Origin of the sequence: Streptomyces sp. NPDC007856 (assembly GCF_042868225.1) — a bacterium.
In the GTDB taxonomy this organism is placed as follows: domain Bacteria; phylum Actinomycetota; class Actinomycetes; order Streptomycetales; family Streptomycetaceae; genus Streptomyces.
Genome location: NZ_JBIAEC010000018.1, coordinates 1 through 19,337, shown reverse-complemented (window position 1 = coordinate 19,337; position 19,337 = coordinate 1). Strand labels below are relative to the sequence as shown.

Below are 19,337 nucleotides of genomic sequence, written 5' to 3'. Positions count from 1 at the left end.
GGGCGCGGTTCAGCCGACATACCGCCGGGCGGGTGAGGTTCGGCGGGCCCGCTCCAGCTCGGCCAGCCGGCGTTCCAGGTCGGGCGGCACCGGGTCGCGCTGGCGCAGCACCCATGGCAGCCCGGCGGTGGCGTGGGCGAAGGCGCGCACGGAGGCGAAGTCCCGGGGAACCGTGCGCATCAGATGGCCGGTGCGGCGCAGCGCCGGCAGCAGTGGGCGGCGCAGCCAGGTGAACCACAGGGTGTTGCGGATCCCGAGGACACGCCGGGCCGTGCTGTCGCGCAGCCGGGAGGCCTGGTGGTGGACGGTGAGGACCTCGGCGTAGGCGAGCCACCAGCCCTGTCGCAGCAGGTCGCAGGCGAGCAGCTCCTCCTCGCCGCCGAGCCACAGGCCGGGATGGAAGCCGCCGCCGGACCGGAAGGCCTCGGTGCGCAGCACGGTGGCGCAGCCGAGGAAGCCGAGCACCGGACGGCCGGGCAGGTCGGGCTCCGGTGGAAGGGGCGAGCCGGCGAGGACGGCGTTGAGCGGGTCGTCGGCGGCCTCGTCGCCGACCAGGGTGCGGGCGGCGAGCAGGCCGAGCCGGGAGTGGCGGTCGAGGAGGTCGGCGGCGCGGGCGAGGCTGCCCGGCTTCCACCAGGAGTCGTCGTCGCTGAAGGCGACGTAGGGGGTGCGGGCCTGCCGGACGGCCAGGTTGCGGCCCAGAGCACCGGTATTGGCAGCGGGCCGCAGCAGGCCGGCGACGGCGGGGTGACCGCGCACGGCCGTGCGGGTGCCGTCGTCGCGGGAGTTGTCCACGACGATCACCGGTGGCCGCTCGGGCAGGGCGGCCAGCGCGTCGAGTGTGCGCAGCAGGCTGACCGGCCGGTCGCGGGTGATGACGGCGACGGTGATCCGCGGGTCGCCCGCGGCGGTGTCAAGGTGGGTGAGGCCGGTGGCGGACTCAGTGGACATGCGCGGCCTCCGGTCCGGTCTGTCGCGCGCCGTGGGCCGGCTGGAGCAGGGTCAGGCAGGCCGCGGCGACCTCTGCGGAGCGGAGGCGCAGCAGCCGGGCGTCGGGTGTGCGGCCGTGCGGATCGCCGGGTGGGCCCGGCTGCCACAGGGCCAGGTGGGCGGGGCTCGGGGGCGGTCCCCACAGACGCGGGGAGACGGGGCCGAACAGAGTGACCGAGCGGGTGCCGTGGGCGACGGCGAGGTGCGCCAGGCCGGTGTCGCCGCTGAGTACCAGGGACGCCTCGGCCACCAGCGCGGACAGCTCCCGGTAGGGCAGGCCGCCGGCGAGCACGTCGCCGGCGGGCTGTCCGCTGCGCTCGGCGACCGAACGCACCAGGGCCTCCTCGCCGGGGCCGCCGGTGAGCACCACATGGTGTCCGGCCGCGCGCAGGCTCCGTACGACGGCGGCGTACCGCTCCCCCGGCCAGCGGCGTGCGCCGGACGCCGCGCCGGGGTGCACGACCACGGCGCCCGGCGCGGCGGACCGGGTGCCGGGCCGGGGCAGCCGCAGGTCCGAGGGGTCGGCCGGGATGCCGTAGGCGTGCAGGAAGGCGCACCAGCGGTCCCGTTCGTGGGCCTGGGCCTGCCACGGGGGGCCGTCCGGGCAGGCGTGGGCGAGCAGCCGGCGCGGGTGCACGGCGGCGAGGGCGTCACGGCTCTCGGGGCCGTTGCCGTGCAGGTCGACCGCCAGGTCGGGCGGCGGGCCGGTCCAGTGCGTGAGGGACGGCACCGCCCGTCCGGGGGCATCGGCCGGGAACACGGCGTCGATCGCGCCGGTGGCGAGGGCCGGTTCGGTCAGGCCCGGGGGCAGGGCGAGCAGGATCCGGTGACCGGGGAAGGCGCGGCGGATGCCTCGCAGCGCGGGCACACCGGCCAGCAGGTCACCGAGGCCGAGCGCGCGCAGCACCAGGACGGTCGGAGGGCGGTGCGGAGTGGTCACCGAGCGGGTCCTCCAGGGGTGCGGGAGCGGTGGCGGCACGGTGGCGGGTACCACGCTGCGGGCGAGGGACGCGCACGGGTCGCACTGCCTGGGCGAGTCGGCGGGGTGGCCGGCGACCTGCCGGGACGCGGGCCGGGCCCGCGCGGTGCTGTGCGGGGCGGCGCCGGCACCCGGCGGCGTGCGACACGGGACGGAACGGGTGGCACCCGGCGGCACGCGGCGCGAGACGGAACGGGTGGCACCCGGCGGCACGCGGCGCGGGGGAGGGTGACCGGCGCCGTCGGGATCGCGGGCCGGGCACGCCGACCGGCGTTGCGCATCGGGCGCGCGACACGCAGCATCGGCACAGCCCCGCACCGGCCGGGGTGGCCAGCGCCGTATGCCGGCTGCCCTCGGGGGCGCGCAGAGGCGGTGCGGTGCCGAGCGGATCGGACGGCGCGCCGGGGTGCGGGGCTTTCGGTGTCACCGCTGGTGTCCTCCTGTGGGGGCCGGCGCCAGGGCCGCGCGGTGGGCCAGGCGTGTGGTGGAGCGGCCGTCGAGGTAGGGCAGCAGGAGGACCTGGCCGCCCCAGCTCTCCACCAGGGGCTGCTCGGGCAGTTCGGTGCGGGCGTAGTCGCCGCCCTTGGCCCAGATGTGCGGGCGGAGTTCGCCGAGGATGCGTTCCGGCGTGTCCTCGTCGAAGACGGCGACCGCATCGACACACTCCAGGGCGCGCAGCACCCGGACGCGGTCGGCCGCCGGCACCAGGGGGCGGCCGGCGCCCTTGCGGCGGCGCACGGAGGCGTCGGAGTTCACGCAGACGATCAGGCAGTCGCCGGCCCGGCGCGCGGCCTGGAGGAGGGCGACGTGGCCGGCGTGCAGCAGGTCGAAGCAGCCGCCCGCGGCGACGACCGAGCCGCCCGCGGTCCGGACCCGGGCGGCCAGGCGTACGGCGTCCCCGGTGATGTCGCCGCCCGCCGGGGCGGGCTCGGGCTTGTCCGGCCGCTCCTCGGTGGCGAGCGCGCGGGCGCCGCCCTCGGCGACGTAGCGGGTGGCGGCGTGGACGGCGGCCTGTACGGCGTCCTCGGTGAGCGCGCCGTCGGCGAGTTCACCGGCCGCCGCCGCCGCGAATCGGTCGCCGGCGCCGCAGGCATCGCCCGCCACGGCGGCCGGGGTCGGTACCAGCAGCGGAATCTCGCCGTGGGAGAGCAGAGCGCCGCGGTCGCCGAGGGTCACGGCGACGGCCTGCGCCTGCCAGGCCCGGACGAGGGTGCGGGCGTCCCGGGCGGCGGTGCGCAGCCCCGCCTCGTCGCCTGACCCGTCGGCGTCCAGCTGCCGGGCGAAGGTGCGGGCCTCCTGTGCGCAGGGCGTGGCCAGACGGACGCCGGGGACCGGGGGCAGGCCGCGCACATGGGGATCCCAGACCAGGGGGGCCGTCGTCCGGCCGAGGGCGTCGCGGAGGACGTCGGCGGTGCCCCGGCCATAGTCGGCGACCAGGATTCCGGCGGCACCGGTGACGGCGTCCTCGGCGGCGCCGGTCGCCGCGCGGGCGCGTCCGACGCCGTCGTCCAGACGGAGCAGCGGCCGGTCTCCGGCCATGACCCGGGTCTTGCTGCTCAGGGCGCCTTCCAGTGGCACCTCCACCAGGTCCACTCGGCCAGCCAGCAGCCCGCGCAGGGTGTCGCTGGCGGGGTCGTCACCGAGGGCGGTGACGAGCGTGACCGGGCGGCCTTCGTCGGCGGCGAGGCAGGCGGCGAGGGCCGCGCCGCCGGGGCGGGAGGTGCGGCGGGTGCCGTGCACCACCGGCACGGGAGCGTCCGGGGCCAGGCGCTCGGCCCGGCCGCACAGGTCGTGATCCAGCAGCGCGTCGCCCACGACGACCAGCGGCGTGCGGGTGCTCGTCATGCGTGTCCCCTCCATTGGGCGAGGGCCGCGCCGCCGGGGCGGGAGGTGCGGCGGGTGCCGTGCACCACCGGCACGGGAGCGTCCGGGGCCAGGCGCTCGGCCCGGCCGCACAGGTCGTGATCCAGCAGCGCGTCGCCCACGACGACCAGCGGCGTGCGGGTGCTCGTCATGCGTGTCCCCTCCGCTGGGCGAGGGGCGCGCCGGGCGTGGACCGGCCGACGGTACGGGCCCGGCCGACGAGCCGACCGACGACGCCCGGTCTGCCGTCCACCCCGTCGGAGCCGGCCCGGTCGGCCTCCCCGCGTTCGACGGCCTGGTCGAAGGCCTCGCACAGCATGTGCACGGCGACCAGGTGGAGTTCCTGCACGGTGGCGGCCACCGGCGCGTCCACGCAGAGCGCGTCGTCGGCGCCGAGTTGCAGCGGGTTGGGGGCCCGGCCGGTCAGCGCCCACACCGTCATGCCCCGGCTGCGGGCACGGTCGGCGGCGGTCAGCAGGTTGGCGCTCGCGCCGCTGGTGGACAGCAGCATGAGCACGTCGCCGGGACGGCCGTGGGCGAGGGTCTGCCGGGCGAAGATCTCCTGGACGCCGTAGTCGTTGGCGATCGCGGTCGTGGCGGAGGTGTCGGCGTGCAGGGCGACCGCGGAGAACGGCGGCCGGTCGGCACGGTAGCGGCCGACGAGTTCGGCCGTCAGGTGCTGCGCCTGGGCGGCGCTGCCGCCGTTGCCCGCGACGAGCAGCCGGGCCCCGGCGCCCAGACGGCGGGCGAGTTCGGTGCCCCAGTGTGCGATGAGGCAGCCGTGGTCGCGGAACGCGTCCAGGGCCTTGGCGAGGTCGTCGCAGTGCGTGGTGTCGCCGACGGTCTTCATCGCATCACCCCCGAGAGCCGGGGGACCGAGGCGACGGCGCCGTACACCCCCGCCACACCGTCCGCCACCCGGTCCCAGGTGTAGTGGGTCAGCACCCGCTGCCGGCCGGCGGCTCCGTACCGGGCGAGCCGGTCGGGATCGGCGAGCAGGGCGCGCACGACGGCGCCGAGGTCGTGGTCGTCGTCGGCCGGGACCAGGACGCCCGTGGTGCCGTCCACGACCGTGTCGAGCTGGCCGCCGACCGCGGTGGCGACGACCGGCGTGGCGCAGGACATGGCCTCCAGCGGGACGATGCCGAACGGCTCGTAGCGGGGCAGCGACAGTACTAGGTCGGCGCCGGCCATCAGCCGGGGCATGCGGGCCGGGCTGACTCCGCCGAGCAGGGTGACGCGGTCGATGACGCCGTGCTCGCGGGCGATGGTGCACAGGCGTTGGGCCTCGGGGTCGCTGCCGAGCAGATCGGCCTCGGGGCCGCCCGCGACGATCAGTTCGGCGTCGGGGATGCCGGCCAGGGCACGGATGGCGCGGTCGAAGCCCTTGCGGGGCACCAGCCGGCCGACGGACAGCAGCCTCCTGCGCGTGCCGGCACGGCGGGTGCGGGCGGCGGGCGCGAACTGGTCGGGGTCGACGCCGCAGGGCACGACGCGGATCCGGTCCTCGTCCAGGCCCATGGCCTTCAGTTCGGCGATCTCGTCGCTGCAGGTGGCGATGATGCGCGCGCACTCGTGACCGACGGCCTCCTCGATGGCGAGGCGCTGCGGCGGACTGGTGTCGGCGGCACCCTGGTAGCGCTTCTTGACCGTGCCCAGCGCGTGATACGTCTGCACGACCGGGATGCCGAGCTGCCGGGCGCCGGCGAGGGCGGCCAGGCCCGACATCCAGAAGTGGGAGTGCACCACGTCCGGTGGGCTCAGCGACCACTGCCGGGCCAGGAAGGTCCCGAACTCCACCATGTGCGGCAGGAGTTGGTCCTTGGGGACGGGCACGGGCGGTCCGGCGGGGACGTGCACCACCTGCACCCCGTCGATGAGGGTCACCCGGTCCGGCAGGCCCGCCGCGTCCCGCCGGGTGTACACCGTGACCCGGTATCCCTTTCTGGCGAGCTGCCGGGCGACCTGCGCCACGTACACGTTCTGGCCGCCGGCGTCCGGTCCGCCGAGCGCGGCCAGCGGGCTTGCGTGCTCGGAGACCATGGCGATGCGCCCGGCCGTGTGCGGAATGCGGCTCATCGGGTGACCTCCTTGATCAGGCGCTCCCAGTCGTCCAGGAAGCGCCGCTCTCCGTAGCGGGCCTGCGCCGCGGCCCGGGCCGCCGTGCCGGTGCGGCGGGCGAGCCCGGGATCGGCGATGAGGGCGCGTACGGCGTCCTCCAGTACGTCGAGGCGGTTCGAGACCACCCCGGCGCCCTCGGGTATCGCCTCGCGCACCTCGGTGGTGTCGAGGGCGACCACCGGCATGCCCAGGAACATCGCCTCCAGCAGCGACAGCCCGAGCGAGGTCCAGCGCACCGGGTGGAGATAGAGCCGGCAGCGGGCCATCTCCCGGTGCAGTTCGTGCTGGGGCAGGTCGCGGGTGCGGCAGCGTTCGGGCGGTAGCCCCAGGTGGTCGGCGAGTCCTTCGGTGCGCATGCCGAAGACGTCCAGGGGCGCGGACCGGGCGAACCGGGGCAGCAGGTCGGTGCCGGTCGTACGGCCCCTGCGCACGGGGTCGTTGACCACGACGGCCGCGCGCCGCTCGGTGCCGGTCCAGCGGTGGCCGGGATCGATGATGCCGTGCTCGACGACCTCGGTGGGGGCCTGTCCGTTGTCCCACATCAGCCGGTTGAAGTGGGTGACGTGCACGACGGGGATCGCCGACTGCGCGGCAAGCGGGTGCAGTTGGCCTTCGGGGGACTCGTCGGGGCTGTTGTGCTCGACGTAGACGGCGGGCACGTCCACTCCCGGCCGCCGGCCGGTCCAGCGCAGGGCCAGGTCGAGTTCGTGCGGCCGTTGCAACACCATCAGGTCGATGTCGCAGTCCCACAGCTGTTTCTGGGTCCGCTCCTGGACGCTCTCGGGCCAGTCCCAGGTCACGGCCCGGCCGAGCCCGTCGGGTCCGCGGTCGTCGGTGACCGGGACCAGGTAGGTGTGCGGGCCCTGCACGAAGGCGGTGAGCCACGATCCGTGCACATGCCAGACGAGGATGTTCATGTGTGCCGCTCCTGGATGAGCTTGTGCACCGCGCGCACCACGTCCTGTCCGGTGACCTCGTCCAGACAGGGGTGTCCGGGCACCGGGCAGGTCAGCGCCCGGGTGTTCGCGCACGGCGCCGACTGGTCGCCGAGCAGGATGGCCGGGACGCCGTACGGCGCCCAGCGCTCGGCCGGGACCACCGGTGCGAACAGGGACACGACCGGGGTGCCTACGGCGGCGGCGAGATGGGCGGGCCCGGTGTTGGCGCTGATGACGACGTCGGCCAGGCGCAGCACCCCGGCGAGGGTGCGCGGGCCGGTCCGCCCGCCGAGGTCGATGCCCACGTCCCCGCTCACGCACCGGGTGAGGATGCGTTCGTGCGGGCCGCCGGTGACGACCACGCGGTGTCCGGCGTCGGTGAGCAGGGCGACCGCGTCCGCGCAGCGCCGTGGGTTCCAGGCGCGGGCGGGGGCACTGGCTCCGGGGTGCAGGACGACGTACGAGCCGTTGCCGGTCAGGGCGCTGGTGTCCGGGGGCGGCAGGACGCGCAGCCGGCCCTCGTCCCCGGGAGGCGGCCGGAAGCCCATGGCGGCGGCGGTGTCGAGGGCCGCCTCCACCTCGTGCCGGCCCGGCAGCCGCCGGTGCCGTACGTCGAGCAGCCGCCCGGGGTGGTCGACGCTGTCGGCGCCGATCCGGCCGATGCCGGCGAGGCGCAGCAGCAGTGCGGTGGGCAGGGGGCTCTGGTGGAAGGAGGTGAGGACGAGCGCGGCGTCGAAGGCCCCGGCGCGCAGCCTGTCCAGCAGGGTGTCGATGTCGGCCGGACCCACGTCGGGCGGGTCGAAGCCCTCCCAGGGCGCCTCCCACACCAGCACCTCGTCGACGCCGGGCAGCAGATGGGCGGCGTCCGCGCCGCGCGGACCGCACAGCATGGTGACGTGCGCGCTGTGGGCGGCGACGGCACGCACGGCCGGCCCGGCGAGCAGCACGTCACCGAAGCTGTCGAGCCGGACGACGAGGACCTTCATGGCGACGGCCTCCGTCCCGGAACCGCCGCGTCCCCCTCGGACGGCCACACCCGGTCCGGAGCCGCCGCGCCCTGCCGGGACGGGCGCGCCCCGGCCGGAGACGCCGAGTCCGGCGACGGCCACAGGGGCCGGCCGGGAACCGCGGGGTCGGCCGCGGGTGACGGCGTCCGGCCAGGGGCCGTTGGCTGCGGCGAGCACGACCGCATCCGGCCGGCGGCCGTAGCGTCCGACAACGGGGACGGGGACGGGGACGGGAACCGTACCCGTCCGGGGGCCGTGGCCCTCGGCGAAACCGAGCACATCGCGCCCGCGCCCTCCGGCGAAGCCGAGCGCGTCCCGTCCGGGTCCGCCGCGGCCGTAAGTGCCGTACGCACCGCGATGAGCAGGTCGGGGGCGCTCTGTGCGGCGAAGCGGGCCACCTCGTCGGGTGCGGTGGCCGCGTTCGGTACGAGCACCCCGCGGGCGCCCGCCGCCCGTGCCGCCAGGACGTCGGCGGCGATGTCGCCGATCACCAGGCACACGCCGGGCGGGACACCGAGCCGCGCGGCGGCGGCGAGGACCAGACCGGGGCGCGGCTTGCGGCAGTCGCAGCCGGCATCCGGGGCGTGCGGGCAGAACAGCCAGGTGTCCAGGCCGCCCAGCAGGGCGTCGGCGCGCTCGTTGACCCGGTGTACGGCGTCGGCGGTGAGCAGTCCGCGCCCGATGCCGGACTGGTTGCTGATCACCCCGGTGGCCAGGCCGTGGGAGCGCACGAGCTCGACGGCCGCCGCGGCGCCGGGCAGGAGCCGGACGCGGTCGGGGTCGCCGTTGTAGGGCACGTCCGCCACGAGAGTGCCGTCGCGGTCGAACAGGACGGCGGAGCAGGGATTCACCCGGCACCTCCCAGGGGCTCGGCGTGCCGGTGGCGGACGACTCCGCGCAGCCAGTGCCGGACGGCGAGGGGCGGGATGAGCACGCTGGTGCCGAGCATCCCGGCGATCTCACGGGCGGTACGGGGGCCGGGCAGGATCCGGGCGAGGGCGAACTCGGCGGTGCCGAGCGTCCACAGGGCCGCGCAGACGGCCGCGGCGCGCCGGCGTCCGGCCGAGGCGCAGACGGCCGCGGCAAGCGCGGCACCGGTCACGGCGAGGTGGCGGGGCAGCCGGCCGCGCGGTGCCTGGGCGCGGGCCCACCAGTCGCGGCCGTGCAGCCGGTTCATCAGCGCGTCGTCGGCGTTGCCGCGCTGCGCGGGCAGCGAGGCCCACCAGTGGGCCGGGCGGACCGGGTGACAGGTGATCCGGCGGCCCCGCCGCAGGGTCCAGCCGGCCCGCTGCACCCTGAGGGCGAGGTCGGCGTCCTCGCGGAAGGCGCGCGGGAAGCGTTCGTCGAAACCGCCTGCCCGGGCGAGCGCCTCGGTGCGGTAGGCCATGTCGGCGGTGGCCCAGGCGGCGTTCTCCAGGCCCTTGGTGCCTCGTTCCCAGTCGGTGGGCCGGCGGTCCGGGGGCAGGGGGACACGCAGTTGTCCCTGGATGCCGCCGACGTCCGCACCGGCCTCCCGCAGGTCCTCGGCGAGCAGCCGGGACCAGTCCGGGAACACCTGGACGTCGTCGTCGAGGAAGACCGTCCAGGGTGTCCCGACCGTACGCCAGCCGGCGTTGCGGGCGGCGGCCGGGCCCTTGCCGCCGGTGCGCAGGGTCCGTATCCGGTCGCGCAGCGGCCCGGCCGCCGCCAGCGGCAGGTCGCCGTCGCGCTCGGGCCGGTCGTCCACGACGATCACCTCGTGCGGCGGGTGCCCCTCGGCCTCGGCGAGCGCGCGCAGGCACTCGGCGAGGCAGGGGCGGCCGATCGTCGGGACGACGACGGTGTAGGCGGGTGCGTCGGTCATGCGAACGCCTTCCCGCGGCGGATCGCGAACGGGCCGAGCACCAGCAGGTCCACGGGTGCGGAGCCGAAGCACTCCAGCGCGTCGCGCGGGTCGTCGACCATGGGCCGGCCGGCGGTGTTCAGGCTGGTGTTGACGACCACCGGCAGCCCGGTGCGCCGCTCGAACCCGTCGATCACGTGCGCGACCAGGGGTTCCTGGGCGCGGTCGACGGTCTGGATGCGGGCGGTGCCGTCGACGTGGACCACGGCGGGGATGCGGTCCCTCCAGTCGGCGGCCACGTCGTGCACGAAGAGCATGTGCGGGCTGGGCAGCGGCCCGTCGAAGATCTCGGCCGCGCGTTCCGCGAGCACCATGGGCGCGACCGGCCGGAACTCCTCTCGGCCCTTGACCGCGTTGAGCCGTTCCAGGTTCGCGGCCCGTCCGGGGTGGGCGAGCAGTGAGCGGTGGCCGAGGGCGCGCGGCCCGTACTCGCTGCGGCCCTGGAACCAGGCCACGATCCCGTCGGCGGCCAGCGCCTCGGCGGCCGTCTCGGCGATGTCGGCGGGCTCCTCGTACGGTACGGCGGCCCGCTCCAGCCACTCGCGCAGCTCGGCGTCGCTCCAGCCCCGGCCGAGGGCGGCGGTCGGCATCGGCTCCAGCGTGTCCTTCTGGCCGGCGACGTGCGCGGCCGCGCCCAGGGCCGTACCGGCGTCGCCTGCGGCGGGCTGCACCCACACGTGCTCGAAGCCGCTCTCCCGCCACAGCCGGGTGTTGGCGACGCAGTTCAGCGCCACACCGCCGGCCATGGTCAGCGCGTCCTCGCCGGTGCACTCGCGCAGCCACCGGGCCAGGGCGAGCATGGCCTCCTCCAGGCAGAGTTGGGCGCTGGCCGCGAGGTCGGCGTGGTCCCGGCTCCATGCACCACCGGGCGGGCGCGGCGGGACGAGGTCGGCCCAGGGGACCGGCCGGGCACGGAAACCGCCCCGGTCGTCGGCCCGGACGTACTCCCGCAGTCGCCCGGCGAAGCGCGGGGTGCCGTAGGAGGCGAGCGCCATCACCTTGAACTCGTCGCTGCTGCGCAGGAAGCCGAGGTGCTGGGTGAGGTCCTCGTAGAACAGGCCGAGGGAATCCGGGAGTTGCTGGGTGCGCAGGACGGTCAGCTCGCGGTCGGTGTAGCGGCCGGCCAGATGGGAGCCGCACTCGCCGCGGCCGTCGAGGACCAGGACGGCGCAGTCCGGGTACGGCGAGACCGGCCCGGCGGAGGCGGCGTGCGCCACATGGTGGGGGACGAACCGCACCTTGGCCGGGTCGAGCCCGGGCAGGGCGTCGGCGAGGAAGTTCGGGGCCTGGCGGGCGTACTCCTGGCGCACGTGGTCCCAGGGGTCGTCGAGGCCCATCCGGTCGGCGGGGCGGGCGAGCGAGGGGTCGTAGGAGTAGGCGACGGCGTCCAGGTCGGACGGCGTGAGGCCGGCCTGGTCCAGGCACCAGCGGGCGGACTGCTCGGGCAGTTCCCACGCGGAGAAGGGGACCGGCCGCTTGCCGTGTTTGCGGCGCGAGAACCGTTCCTCCTCCGCCGCCGCCACGACCCTGCCGTCGGTGAGCAGGGCGGCCGCGGGGTCGTGGAAGAGTGCGTTGATACCGAGGACGTGCATGCGCTGTCTCCAGGACGCTGGCGGTCGGGGGTCAGGACTGCGGCCCGGATGTGCCTCCCGGGGGCCGCCGCGCCGACTCCTCGCCCGGCGGCTCCGGCGGCGGCTCACCGACCGGCGGCTTCCGTGCCGGCTCAGCGATCGGCGGCTTCCGTGCCGACCCGGCGACCGGCGGCTCCGGCGCGGGCCCGGCGACCGGCGGCTCCGGCGCGGGCCCGGCGACCGGCGGCTCCCGGCCCGACTCAGCGACCGGCGGCGGGGAGGCCGGCTCCTCCCCCGGGCCGGAGGCCGGCTCCCTATCCGGCTGCTGGGCGGCGAAGTAGGCGATGGTCTGCTTCAGCCCCTCCTCCCAGGGGATCTGGGGTGACCAGCCGAGCAGTTCGCGCGCGAGGGTGGTGTCGGGGCGACGCCGGCCCGGGTCGTCGACGGGCCGGTCGATGAACGCGATCGGTGACCGGGAGCCGGTCAGGGCGACCACCCGGCGGGCCAGGTCACCGACGGTGATCTCGTCGTTGCCGCCGATGTTCACCGGCCGCACGGACCTGCTCGCGGCCACCCGCAGGACACCGTCGACGGTGTCGTCGACGTAGCACAGCGAGCGGGTCTGGCTGCCGTCGCCGGTCACCGTGACCGCCTCCCCGGCCAGTGCCTGGCAGATGAAGGTGGGCACCGCGCGGCCGTCGTGGGCCCGCATCCGCGGCCCGTAGGTGTTGAACAGCCGCACGATCCCGGCGTCGGTGCGCCTGGTCCCGGCGTGCGCGGTGACAAGTGCCTCGGCGAACCGTTTGGACTCGTCGTACACGCTGCGCGGCCCGACCGGGTTCACATTGCCCCAGTAGCCCTCGTGCTGCGGGTGCACCAGCGGATCGCCGTACACCTCGGAGGTCGACGCGAGCAGGAGGCGCGCCCCGTCGCGCTCGGCGATCGCGAGCGCGTTGCGGGTGCCGAGACTGCCGACGTCCAGAGTCTCCAGGGGCAGGCGCAGATAGTCGGCCGGCGAGGCCGGGCAGGCGAAGTGCAGCACCAGGTCGTACGGCCCCGGCAGCAGCTCCACACAGTCCGGCGCACAGACGTCGAGCTGTACGAACCGGAAACCGGGCCGGTCCTCGAAAGGGGCGACGTTCGCCCGCCGCCCGCAGGCGAGATTGTCGGCGCAGTCGACTTCGACCCCCGAATCCAGCAGCCTTTCGCACAGATGTGAGCCGAGAAAGCCGGCGCCTCCGGTCACCAGGGCGCGCCGCCAGAAAAACGGTGTGTCACCAGTCATGGGGGGCTGTTCCTTCGTCACGTCGTCGCACCCTGGGAACGCCCCTGCCTGGGCGTTCGGCGCGTGCCGCGTCGCCGGCCCGAATGTGTCGGGCCGCTGAGGGAAGTACTGGGAAAATCAAGAAGAGGGCTGGGCCCCGCTGGTCCGGAGGGCCGCCCTGGACGGCCGCCGCTTGCTGGACGGCATGGGCGCCAGAGTTCCCCTGCCAGTTGGTTTCACCCGTTGCACTCTCATTGTCCGGAAGGCCGGGTCCTCGCGCGACTCCAACGACGTCGGAGCAGGTGGAGACGACTGGCGGCGACACCCGCAGGGAGCTGGACGCGGCCGGGGACGTGCTCGCCCAGCGGCGCACGCACCCGCCTGAAGGTGGACAAGGTGATCCTCCTCGCCAACAGCTTCGGCACGGTCATCGGCCTGCGCCTGGCCCGCGACCACCCCGAGCGGTACTCGGCGTACGTCGGCACCGACCAGAACATCGTCGGCGGGGACCGGGACACCTCCGCCTACGAGGCGCTGCCGGCCCGCCTGGAGACGGCGGGCCGGAAGAAGCAACTGGCGAGGACGACCGCCATCGGCCCCGACCGGTCGGCCTGGTCGGCCCACGAATCGGCCGAACCGGCCCGGCGGGCATCCGGCACGACATCGCGTGGAGCCCGGGCTTCCGTCCCGGCGAGCTGTCGCTGGAGGCGGTCCGGCCGGAGGCGTACGACACTCTGCTCTTCGTGTGCGGCCCGCTACACGGACCCCAAGTCGACGCGCTGCATGCCAGGTTCAGGGCCTGTCGACGACTGGCCGCCGAGGTCGACGCGCGGCTCAGCGGCCGGCCGGCCGGGGCTGCGCACGCCTCCCGGCCGGGACCCGCCTGGCCGCGGACGACAGGCGGCTGCGCCACGGCCGAGCAGTTCCTGGCGCTGGTCGCCCGCTGCGACCTCGTCTTCATCACCCGGCTGCCGGCCTGGTGCGGGCCCTGAGCACCGGCGCCCCGGTGATCGCCGTGGGCCCGGTCGCGGGCGGTGCCAGGGCAGCGCTCAGGCCCGGGCCATGGGCCGGCCGGCGCTGGTGGACGCCGGGGCGGTGAGCGAGGAGTTGCTGGACCACTGGTGGCGGTGGGCGCGGTCCGGGGCGGGCCGGCCGGCCGCGGCCCGGCACTCGGCGCGCCGATCACGCACGGACACCCCGTGTAGCGCGGCGTACCCGGGGCACTCGGCGCGGCGACGGCAGGCCGCTCATCGGCCGCCGATGTCTCGCAGGAGGTGACGACATGGGTCACGGCGGAAACGTCATCCAGGAGCTGACGACCGATCACCGTGAGGTGGAGGAGATCTTCGACCGTATCGCGGCGCTGCCGCCCGGTTCGGAGGACCGCAAGGCGCTCGCCGACCAGGCGACGATCGAGCTGGTACGGCACTCGGTCGCGGAGGAGTCCTATCTGTACCCGGCGGTGCGCGAGCACATCACCGGCGGGGACGCCATGGCCGACAAGGAGATCGAGGACCACGCCAAGGCCGAGCAGATCATGAAGGACATGGAGGGCCTGCAGGCGGACGATGCCCGGTTCGACGCGCTCATGGCACAGCTGATGAGCGAGATCCGGTCCCATGTGATGGACGAGGAGCAGAACCTCTTCCCGAAGCTGGAGGCGGCCTGCTCGGCGGACACGCTGATGAACCTCGGCGACAAGGTGCGCCGCGCCAAGAAGATGGCCCCCACCCGTCCGCATCCCTCGGCGCCGGACACTCCCCCGGCCAACAAGCTGCTGGCTCCGGGAGCGGGCCTGGTCGACCGGATGCGCGACGCGCTGTCCGGGCGGGGGAGGGAGAGCTGAGGGACGGGGCGCCCGGGCCGGCCCAGGACGGGCCGGCCGGCCTCGGCGCCGCGGCCCCGATCAGCGCCGGACGGGCCGGCCGGCCTCGGCGCCACGGCCCCGATCAGCGCCGTATCGGCGGGGCCGCCCTGCCGCCATGAAAAGGTACGGGTTGACAGGTCACCGGCGCGACAGGACCCGCACGCCGACCCGTCCCGGGACTCTCAGAGCCACGGCCGCACGCCGTCTCCGGAACGGGAGCGGCAATGGCGGCGGACGGTTCGGCACAGGAGACGGAACGCCTGGAAGAGGGTCAGGGGCCACAGCAGCGCGAAGCACCACAGCAGTGCGGGGTCCGAGGTACGGACGCCCATGACGGCCGCGAACGCCGAGGCGATGCCCAGCAGCAGCACCGCCACCGGCAGCCACACCTCTCGACGGGTGTCGCCCATGCGCCGCGCGAACCTGCGGTCCTGGCTGAGGGAGTTCTCGATCTGCAGCAGCGCGAGTCGTTCGCGCGGCCAGAGCCGTACCTCGTCGTGCATCTCCCATGTCTCCCAGTCGTCCACGGCAACGGCACCTCCTCCGCCCATCGGCGGTTTCCGTCCCCGCGCACCCGAGTTCCCCGGACGGCCCGGCCAATGCGGAGCCGCGATCCCCCGGCGCCCTCCTCGGTGATGCCCTGTCCGGGCCTCGCGGTGTGCGCACTCTGCCTGGTCGACGCCGGATTCCCGGCCCTGCCAGGCGCGTCGGGCGTACCGGCGGTCGGCGGTCCGCCTCGGTGACCTGCTGCTCACGGTCCGGGCACAGGATGCTGATCAACGTTCCGTAGTGTGGCGCGGCCGCAGGTCACGGCCATACTGAGGGCTCGTGCGATGGCTTACGCGCTGCACCTGGCCGCCGCGCGAGCCCCCCGTCGTGGAGCACTGCTACCCCGGCCACCTCATTCGGCTGTGAGCCGGATCAGCCGGGGCGTGCGGTTGTGACGCTTCACGGAAATCGGCTCGGACGCCAAAACGGTCGCGACTTCCGATCACCGCAATGGCGTCGATGGTTCAGGGTCGGCGCTGCGGCACATTGTCGTGGACCCGCTTGGGGTCGGTGACCGCAACCGGCTCCAGGACCTCTTCGATACGGGCCATGAGGTCGGCCTCCAGCACGACCCCGGACGCCTTGGCGTTCTCCTCGACCTGCTCCGGACGCGAGGTACCGATAATGGCGGCCGAGACGTTGGCGTTCTGCAGCGCCCAGGCCACGGCCAGTTGCGCGAGCGACAGCCCGGCCTCGACTGCCAGCGGCTTCAGCCGCTGAACGGCCTCCAGCACCTCGTCGCGCATCCACCGCGCGATCATGTCGGCCCCGCCCTTGTCATCGGTGGCCCGCGAGCCCTGCGGAGGCCGCCGACCGGGCTCGTACTTGCCCGTCAGCACGCCCTGCGCGATCGGAGAAAACACCACCTGACCCATGCCCAGTTCCTCGCAGGTGGGCACGACCTCTCCCTCGATCACCCGCCACAAGGCGTTGTACTGGGGCTGATTGGACACCAGAGTGATGTGCAGTTCCCGCGCCAGCGCGTGAGCTCGCCGGATCTGCTCCGCGGGCCACTCGGAAACACCGATGTAGTGGGCCTTGCCGGAGTGGACGATGTCGGCGAACGCCTCCATCGTCTCCTCCAGAGGCGTGGCCACGTCGTACCGGTGCGCCTGGTACAGGTCCACGTAGTCGGTCCGCAGGCGTCGCAGCGACCCTTCGATCGACTCCATGATGTGCTTGCGCGAGAGCCCCCGATCGTTGCGACCCGGTCCGGTCGGCCAGTACACCTTGGTGAGGATCTCCAGTCCCTCGCGGCGCTCGCCCTTCAGCGCATCGCCCAGGACCGACTCGGCACGCGTTGCCGCATAGACATCGGCCGTGTCGAAGGTGGTGATGCCGAGGTCCAGCGCCGCGCGCACGCACGCGGTCGCCGCCTCCGCCTCCACCTGCGAGCCATGGGTCAGCCAGTTGCCGTAGGCAATCTCGCTGATGACCAGGCCACTGCGGCCGAGCTGGCGATATTCCATAGGGGCAGTCCTTTGGTCGGCTCCGCGAGGCAGTCGGCACGGCCCGGTGCGAGCGCACCATGGTCTGCCGCCGGCTCGGCATCCGGGGGTTACTGGAGGGATGCTTGACAGGGCCATCATCAGATCATTTCGTGCCCCCGGACAACAGCACTTGCCTACTGCTGCCGAACGTACTCGGCAGTCGCGTTCCCCTGCCCCTCCGCGGCTCCGTCAGCCCTGGACGGCCATTTCCCCGAGCAGGGACCAGTCGTCCTGCTCCAGGACCGCGTTCACGATGCGGGGCGTCTCGACCAGGTGGGGTGGCAGGGTCTGCTGCGCCGACTTGAAGTGGGCGGACTGGACATGCGCGGCACCGGCGTCACCGTCCCGGAACGCCTCGACGAGCACATACTCGGTCGGATCGTCGAGGCTGCGCGACCAGTCGAACCACAGACAGCCGGGCTCACTGCGAGTGGCCTCCGTGAACTCTCGCGAGATCTCGGGCCACCTCTCCGCGTACTCCGGCTTGATCCGGAACTTGGCCGTGATAAAGATCATTTCACGCTCCCTGATCGCATTTGATCTTCACTCATCCTAGGACGACGGGCGGCCGCCGCGCATGGGGCTGCTGGGCCCGCTGCTTGCAGGGGGCATATGCGGGGTGACATCGGGAAACTCGGGAGCCGGCACCCCTTGTGAACGTTGGAGGGAGCAGGACATGAGCCAGGTCAGGACGAGTTCATCGGATCTTCCGCAGCCGTTTCGGGCAGTCGGTTCCGGGCTGCGCCGGCTGCCCGGAGCCCAGCAGGTGGGCAAGGCCGCCGACAGTGCGCTGGACTGGATCGGAGCGATCTCTCCACGCGGTCGGCGGATGGCGGTCTACACCGGAGCCGGGGTGCTCGGCGTCGCCGGGGTGGTGGAATGGCCCGTGGCGCTCACCGGCGCGGCCGTGGCGTGGCTGACCCAGCCGGGCCCCCGACGAGGCGCCCAGGAGGAGGCACCCAAGGCCGACAGGGCTGGAAACGCCGAGAACGACACTCAGTACGGCAGGCGGCCCCCTCCAGCCGACGCCGACCTTGCCCGCACGGACTCCGCCGGCACCTTGTCGCAGCACCGCGGTCCCGGCGACAGGCTGGAGCCTTCCCACTTCCGCCACGAGGGCCACCCGCACGAGGAACCCGCCAGGGTCGGTGACTCTGCCACGGCGTCTGCGCTCAAGCAGGTCGCGGAAGCCTCCGCACACCACCGGGGCCGGGAACCAGGCCCGTCCAGCGGGCATCCGTCAGAAGACCAAGCCCTTTAGCGGGCCGAGGCGGCGGTTGACGGTCGGCCGAGGCGGCTGCCCGGCAGGCGCGGGTAGCGTACGCAGCGGAGCGGGCGCGTCCGTGGCGGCTGCTGGACAGCCGCCGCGCGAGTTCGCTCGGCACCTGTCCTCCGGCGCTGCTTCGGGGGTGCTCCCGCGCCCAGCTCCACGTGGACGGCATGAGCTGAGACCGCATGGCAACAGGGCGCTCTACGCCCCATCCTCTTCAACCCCAGCCGCGCGACTCCTTCACCCGCCGCACCGGCTTGGTCATATTCTCACCCTCCGCTGAACTTCGCCTTTCACGCCGCTGAACTTCGCCTTTCATGCCGCGGTTATCTTCCCAGCAGAGTCATGGTCAGCTTTGTAGTCAGGAGACCGGTGCGGTGAAGCGACGCAACATGGGCGGCAGGTTCCACGTCCCGCTGGCCACCGTGCTCCTGGCGCTCTCCGTAGGCGGCTGTGGCACGAGCGGTGGCAACGCAACTGGTCCGGCGGCCACCACCGCCGGCGGCACGCCCGGGACCGCGTCGCACGTCACGACGGCTGAGCCTGCCGCCTGGCGGAAGTGGGGCCTGACACCGCTGCCCGCGGCTCCCGAGCCCCCGGCGGACAAACCCATCAAGCTGTCCGCGACCGGCCCGGTTCCGGTCTTCGCCCACGTACCGACATCCCAGAAGGTCGTCTTCATCACCGTCGACGACGGACTGGAGAAGGACCCCAAGTTCATCGAGATGATGCGGGACTTGAAGATCCCGATCACGATGTTCCTGATGAACGACGCCATCAAGTCGGACTACGGGTACTTCAAGCGACTGCAGGCGTTGGGCGACCACATCCAGAACCACACCCTGCACCATCCCGCGATGAACACCATCCCACTGGTCCGCCAGAAGCAAGAGGTGTGCGGCGACCAGAAGATCCTCACCCAGCAGTTCGGCACCGCCCCGTTCCTCTTCCGGCCGCCCTACGGGGCGTACAACGACAACACCAAGATCGCGGTGGGAGAGTGCGGGCCGCGAGCGATCGTCTGGTGGCGCGAGTCCATGCAGATTCGCAATATGCAGTACCAAGAGCCAGGCGGGAAGCTGCGTCCCGGCGACATCATCCTCGCCCATTTCCGCGGCCCTGCGGAGCTCAAGGGCGCCACCATGACGGAGATGTTCGCGAATCTGCTCAGGCGCGTCCGGGAACAGGGCTTCGCGGTGGCCCGCCTGGAGGACTACATCCAGCCGCCGGCCGGACGGTGAACCGGCCAGAAATCAGTGCGTCTCGCAGCCGTTGCACCCTTCGGCGCCGGGGCGCAGGCCGCGCGGTATGAGCGGCGGCCGGGCTGATCGGGTCGGAACCTCGCCCGATATTTGCTCATCTATCTGACAGACATCGCATCTCGTAGTTCCGCGAGAAACCTTGAACCCCTCGGGTCAAAGGCCATGGAAAGCCCCGGGCAAGCCCTCGCGACGAAGCGCGGGCGGCGCCGGGCGGAGAGCGCAGGCAGGTAACAGCCCATGGATCTCACGAGCAACAAAGTGCTGATGCTGGCGATCGTTCTCGC

The 19,337-nt window shown here is 74.0% G+C and carries 19 protein-coding genes and 1 pseudogene; 4 read left to right on the top strand and 16 right to left on the bottom strand.

Translation table 11 applies throughout. The annotated features are described in order from the left end of the window. Window positions 1-9: 9 nt before the first annotated feature. The 12 genes and pseudogenes from ACFYOH_RS34565 to ACFYOH_RS34510 form a co-directional block, all read right to left on the bottom strand. The gene (locus ACFYOH_RS34565; RefSeq protein ID WP_388634041.1) at window positions 10-951 is read right to left on the bottom strand and encodes a glycosyltransferase family 2 protein; all 942 of its coding nucleotides are present in this window, start codon (window positions 949-951) and stop codon (window positions 10-12) included. After that, on the bottom strand, window positions 941-1,930 hold the full coding sequence (locus tag ACFYOH_RS34560) for a glycosyltransferase family 9 protein (protein WP_388634038.1): 990 nt from the start codon (window positions 1,928-1,930) through the stop codon (window positions 941-943). The genes ACFYOH_RS34565 and ACFYOH_RS34560 overlap by 11 nt, the downstream gene beginning before the upstream one ends. Before the next feature lie 462 nt (window positions 1,931-2,392). Then, complete coding sequence (locus tag ACFYOH_RS34555) at window positions 2,393-3,814, bottom strand: PfkB family carbohydrate kinase (protein WP_388634036.1); 1,422 nt, start codon at window positions 3,812-3,814, stop codon at window positions 2,393-2,395. Beyond that, window positions 3,811-3,984, bottom strand: a complete 174-nt coding sequence (locus tag ACFYOH_RS34550) for a hypothetical protein (protein ID WP_388634033.1) — start codon at window positions 3,982-3,984, stop codon at window positions 3,811-3,813. Before ACFYOH_RS34550 ends, ACFYOH_RS34555 begins: the two co-directional genes overlap by 4 nt. After that, window positions 3,981-4,682 (bottom strand): SIS domain-containing protein, encoded by a 702-nt coding sequence (locus ACFYOH_RS34545; protein ID WP_388634029.1) that lies wholly within the window; start codon window positions 4,680-4,682, stop codon window positions 3,981-3,983. The genes ACFYOH_RS34550 and ACFYOH_RS34545 overlap by 4 nt, the downstream gene beginning before the upstream one ends. Beyond that, on the bottom strand, window positions 4,679-5,911 hold the full coding sequence (locus ACFYOH_RS34540) for a glycosyltransferase (RefSeq protein WP_388634026.1): 1,233 nt from the start codon (window positions 5,909-5,911) through the stop codon (window positions 4,679-4,681). Before ACFYOH_RS34540 ends, ACFYOH_RS34545 begins: the two co-directional genes overlap by 4 nt. Further along, entirely contained in the window at window positions 5,908-6,870 is a 963-nt protein-coding gene (locus ACFYOH_RS34535; RefSeq protein ID WP_388634023.1) for a glycosyltransferase, read from the bottom strand. The genes ACFYOH_RS34540 and ACFYOH_RS34535 overlap by 4 nt, the downstream gene beginning before the upstream one ends. Continuing rightward, the gene (locus ACFYOH_RS34530) at window positions 6,867-7,877 is read right to left on the bottom strand and encodes a glycosyltransferase family 9 protein (protein WP_388634020.1); all 1,011 of its coding nucleotides are present in this window, start codon (window positions 7,875-7,877) and stop codon (window positions 6,867-6,869) included. The genes ACFYOH_RS34535 and ACFYOH_RS34530 overlap by 4 nt, the downstream gene beginning before the upstream one ends. After that, complete coding sequence (locus ACFYOH_RS34525) at window positions 7,874-8,749, bottom strand: HAD-IIIA family hydrolase (protein WP_388634017.1); 876 nt, start codon at window positions 8,747-8,749, stop codon at window positions 7,874-7,876. The genes ACFYOH_RS34530 and ACFYOH_RS34525 overlap by 4 nt, the downstream gene beginning before the upstream one ends. Continuing rightward, window positions 8,746-9,741 (bottom strand): glycosyltransferase family 2 protein, encoded by a 996-nt coding sequence (locus ACFYOH_RS34520; RefSeq protein WP_388634014.1) that lies wholly within the window; start codon window positions 9,739-9,741, stop codon window positions 8,746-8,748. The genes ACFYOH_RS34525 and ACFYOH_RS34520 overlap by 4 nt, the downstream gene beginning before the upstream one ends. Next, window positions 9,738-11,372, bottom strand: coding sequence for a carbamoyltransferase (locus ACFYOH_RS34515; RefSeq protein ID WP_388634011.1), 1,635 nt, complete (start codon window positions 11,370-11,372; stop codon window positions 9,738-9,740). Before ACFYOH_RS34515 ends, ACFYOH_RS34520 begins: the two co-directional genes overlap by 4 nt. A 310-nt stretch (window positions 11,373-11,682) precedes the next feature. Next, window positions 11,683-12,636, bottom strand: a pseudogene (locus ACFYOH_RS34510) (NAD-dependent epimerase/dehydratase family protein); the annotation flags it as partial. Between the two features lie 722 nt (window positions 12,637-13,358). On the opposite strand from ACFYOH_RS34510, the gene ACFYOH_RS34505 reads away from it, so the two are divergent. Then, window positions 13,359-13,607: a hypothetical protein gene (locus ACFYOH_RS34505; RefSeq protein WP_388634009.1), complete on the top strand. Its 249-nt coding sequence runs from the start codon at window positions 13,359-13,361 to the stop codon at window positions 13,605-13,607. Window positions 13,608-13,664: 57 nt separating this feature from the next. On the opposite strand, the gene ACFYOH_RS34500 is transcribed toward ACFYOH_RS34505, so the two are convergent. Beyond that, on the bottom strand, window positions 13,665-13,805 hold the full coding sequence (locus tag ACFYOH_RS34500) for a hypothetical protein (protein WP_388634006.1): 141 nt from the start codon (window positions 13,803-13,805) through the stop codon (window positions 13,665-13,667). Between the two features lie 92 nt (window positions 13,806-13,897). On the opposite strand from ACFYOH_RS34500, the gene ACFYOH_RS34495 reads away from it, so the two are divergent. Further along, on the top strand, window positions 13,898-14,461 hold the full coding sequence (locus ACFYOH_RS34495; protein WP_388634003.1) for a hemerythrin domain-containing protein: 564 nt from the start codon (window positions 13,898-13,900) through the stop codon (window positions 14,459-14,461). A gap of 203 nt (window positions 14,462-14,664) precedes the next feature. Here ACFYOH_RS34495 and ACFYOH_RS34490 read toward each other — a convergent pair whose 3' ends face one another. From ACFYOH_RS34490 to ACFYOH_RS34480, 3 genes are all read right to left on the bottom strand, one after another. After that, entirely contained in the window at window positions 14,665-15,009 is a 345-nt protein-coding gene (locus ACFYOH_RS34490; protein WP_388634001.1) for a DUF3040 domain-containing protein, read from the bottom strand. Between the two features lie 486 nt (window positions 15,010-15,495). Further along, window positions 15,496-16,500: an aldo/keto reductase family protein gene (locus ACFYOH_RS34485; protein ID WP_388633998.1), complete on the bottom strand. Its 1,005-nt coding sequence runs from the start codon at window positions 16,498-16,500 to the stop codon at window positions 15,496-15,498. A gap of 210 nt (window positions 16,501-16,710) precedes the next feature. Beyond that, window positions 16,711-17,037 (bottom strand): putative quinol monooxygenase, encoded by a 327-nt coding sequence (locus tag ACFYOH_RS34480; protein ID WP_388633995.1) that lies wholly within the window; start codon window positions 17,035-17,037, stop codon window positions 16,711-16,713. A 160-nt stretch (window positions 17,038-17,197) separates the two neighbouring features. Between ACFYOH_RS34480 and ACFYOH_RS34475 the strand changes: the two genes are divergently transcribed. Together ACFYOH_RS34475 and ACFYOH_RS34470 are read left to right on the top strand one after the other, a co-directional pair. Further along, the gene (locus tag ACFYOH_RS34475) at window positions 17,198-17,782 is read left to right on the top strand and encodes a hypothetical protein (RefSeq protein ID WP_388633992.1); all 585 of its coding nucleotides are present in this window, start codon (window positions 17,198-17,200) and stop codon (window positions 17,780-17,782) included. Window positions 17,783-18,168: 386 nt separating this feature from the next. Next, complete coding sequence (locus tag ACFYOH_RS34470) at window positions 18,169-19,032, top strand: polysaccharide deacetylase family protein (protein WP_388633990.1); 864 nt, start codon at window positions 18,169-18,171, stop codon at window positions 19,030-19,032. Window positions 19,033-19,337: the final 305 nt, after the last annotated feature.